The 3103-nt window shown below is 63.6% G+C and carries 2 protein-coding genes; one reads left to right on the forward strand and one right to left on the reverse strand.

Features of this window, described 5'->3' with window-relative positions; genetic code table 11:
• Positions 1-1768: HAMP domain-containing protein (locus BGO20_RS00425; protein WP_362888487.1), on the reverse strand; the 1768-nt coding region annotated here is incomplete at its 3' end.
• 412 nt (positions 1769-2180) lie between these two features.
• Between BGO20_RS00425 and BGO20_RS00430 the strand changes: the two genes are divergently transcribed.
• A complete protein-coding gene (locus BGO20_RS00430) occupies positions 2181-2852 on the forward strand; it encodes a helix-turn-helix domain-containing protein (protein ID WP_291665235.1) in 672 nt (223 codons plus the stop codon).
• Positions 2853-3103 lie beyond the last annotated feature (251 nt).

A 3103-nucleotide genomic window follows, 5' to 3' on the forward strand; every position in this document is an offset into this window, starting at 1 on the left:
AGGCCTGCTCCTCGGTGCGCTTCGACAGGTCGTCAGCGCCCATGTTGATCTCCCGCGCCGCCAGACCGACATCCGCCGAGGTGATCTGAATTGTCCGCACGGTTGCGGCCAGGCGCGCGACGGTCGCATTGATGCTGGCCTTGAGCGAGCCCAGGACGCCCTGATAATCGCCTTGGACCAGTTGAGTGAGATCGGCGCCGGCCACCCCCTCCATGACCTCGGCGAACTCCCGCGTGGCAAGCTCGACCACCTGCGAGATGTTGTTGAGGCCCGAGGCCATCTCCCGCACGAAGCCATCCTTGTTGTCGAGCTTCAGTCGCGCGGAGAAGTCGCCTCGCTGTGCGGCGCTCACGGCGGCCGCGATCTCGGCCTCGCCGAGCAGCTCGGCGGTGACGTTGCGCCAGATCAGGGTGTGGCCGATCCTGGATCCGTCCTCGGCCCGGATGTAAGCCATGTCGACCATGATGGTCTGACCGGCGATGTCGTAGCGAACACGGCGTTCCTCGCCGTCATCCAGCAGCACCTTCCGCGAAAGGCTCGGATTGGCGCGGAAGCAGTCGATATGCATGCCCCGCATCGCATCGACGGAGAAATCCGGATTGGCCGCGCGAAAGGCCGGCTCGAGGCGGCGGAGGGTCGCGGCGAGCGAAGCGCTGATGAAGGTGATGTTCTCATCCGGATCGGTGATCATGAGCATCGTAGGCGACTGGTTCATCGCGGCGATCGTCAGGGCGGAGCGCTCGGCCTCGGCCTTCCCGCGATCGACGGCGCGAGCGATCTCGCCGATCTCGTTGCGCAGCTCCAGATGCGGGACATCTCCAGTATAATTGTTGAGCTGAAATCGCCGGAGCGTCGCGATGATGTCGGCGATCGGACTGCGGATCGTCCGGACGAAAAGAAGCGCAGCGCCGATTGCCAGGATCGCCCCCAAGGCCGCTATCGTCAGATCGCTCAGCGCCCGGGACTGGAAACCCTCGATGCGGAGCGTGATCAGGCGGAGAAGCTCCGGCTGCGTTGCCTGCCAGAGCGCATTGGCGCTCTCGGCGAAGCCGGATACGGCGCCTTCGAACTCGATTGTCCCGGTAGCCGCCGCATCCTGAACGATGGCGAGGCGCAGTTTGCCGACGAGTTGTGCGAGTCGGCCAGATGCGGCCTCGAAGCGGCCTGCTACGGGGAGCAGGGCGCGTGCCAGCGATCCGTCGAGGTTTCCCGCGAGAGCGGATTTGAGCGAGTCGTTCGTCGCCGCCAAGGCGAGGTCGAAACGGGTGGCCGCCTGCACCAGAGCGTCATGCGCCGTTTCGGGAAGTCCATGAACCTGCGCGCGATAAGGCTGGAGCGCAATGTCGAGGGCGGCGGCTGAGACCACGAGCTCGGGCAGGCGCACGGCGACGACGTCCATCGCATAATAGGAGTCCACATCCGGATCGAGCGTCAGATTGGATCCGTCGGCGATCTTCTGGATCGCGATTTGCCCGGCGTTCCACGCCTCGGCGCGCGCCTTCGGATCGGCGAGCGCCCCGAGGAAGGCTTCGACGGCGGCGCCGGCCTTCAGATTGGCGGCGGCCGTCCGGAGCGCCGCGGCACGATCGGCGGCCATCTTGCGGTTGGATGTGTCAAGCGAGCCGGCCGTGCTCGTCGCCAGCGCCTCCCAGAGACCCTTCAATGCGTGCGCCCCCTTGATCTCGAGCGACGAGAAGGCGATGTCCTTTCTCACCTGCTGTACGAACAGAAGGGTAAGATGGCCTATCGGCAGCATCAGAAAAGCCATGATGGCGGCGATTTTCACGCCGACTGTGAGTGAAGCGATCCGAGCGACGATCGAGCGCATACCTAGCCCCAGATATCTTGGTTGTCGTAGGGGAAGGTACGGGCAGAATCTTAATGCAGAATTTCAGAATTCAGTTCTGATTGTCAAAATTGATATAGATCAATTGTTTCTTCGCTGGCTTCGCACCGCCCTGCACGGCCGGTTTCCGTCAGGCCGCGGGGCCGCGACCCGCGAAACGGCGGGATCTGGTGCCCGCCGGCATCCTGATCGCTGGTTCGAATCGCCATCTTTCCGGTAATCTCCCTGGATCGGCCGCACCGTCCTGGGCGGCGGCGATCATCAGGGGGTTTTCCGGATGCAGAGTTCCGGCGCATGAATTGCTTTATCGTCGGCAAGCAGGGCTGAGCGCTGGATGCCTGAAGTCGTCATTCCGATATTGAGAACGTTCCCGATGTTCTCGGATGCCAAGGAGAGCACTCTGCGGGCGCTCGTTCCGAGCTGCATCTTTCAATCGTTTTCTGCGGGCGTCACGATCAACAAGGTCGGTGAGATACCGGCCTTCATCTATTGCTTGCGGTCAGGCTCCGTCGAAGGTTGGGCCAGCCTGAACGATGCCGAGACGATCGTGGCGACATCTGCGGCACCGATGGTGTTCGAGGTTTCGACGGCGGTCCAGCATCACGCAAGCGTGCTTGCGATCGTGACGCGGGAAGCGAGTGAAACGATTGCAATCGAGACGAGCGCCTTTCTGAAGGCGATACAGGATGACCAGGCGGTCTGCCATGCCGCGCTCATCCATGCGTCCCGCGTCAACATGCAGATGATCGACCGGCTGCTCGATCACAGGCTGCGCACTGCCGAGCAGCGCCTCGGCCAATGGGTCTTGAGTGCGATGGAGCGGAATGGGAACTCGAGAACCGTGACAATCGGCGTGTCCAAACGAGCGCTGGCCTATGAACTCGGCATGTCGCCTGCCAATCTCTCGCGCCTCTTCAACGTTTTGCGGGAGCATGGTGTCGAGACCAAAGGCATGAGCATGACGATCGTCGATCTCGACAAGCTCAGGCAGCTCTCACGAGCCTAGTGCCCTGCAGAGCAATGGATCGGGCGACGCCTGCTTGAAGCGCCAGCGGACAGGCGTCGCGAGGATGGGCCTGGGTCGGAGGCAGGCCCGTTGGCTCTCATGACGCCTTGCTCCCGCCGTGATGCGCCGCGCGACCTGGGACAACTTGTCCCCGCCCTCTCCCGCGCCCCTATCCTCACCCCACCTCGTCCCCGAGGGGCAGCCATCCGGAGGTATGCCGTTGGTGGGGGCGGGGGCGGCGCCTGCGGGTG

The sequence above is a fragment of the Allobosea sp. 67-29 genome (assembly GCF_001898115.1).
In the GTDB taxonomy this organism is placed as follows: Bacteria; Pseudomonadota; Alphaproteobacteria; order Rhizobiales; family Beijerinckiaceae; genus Allobosea.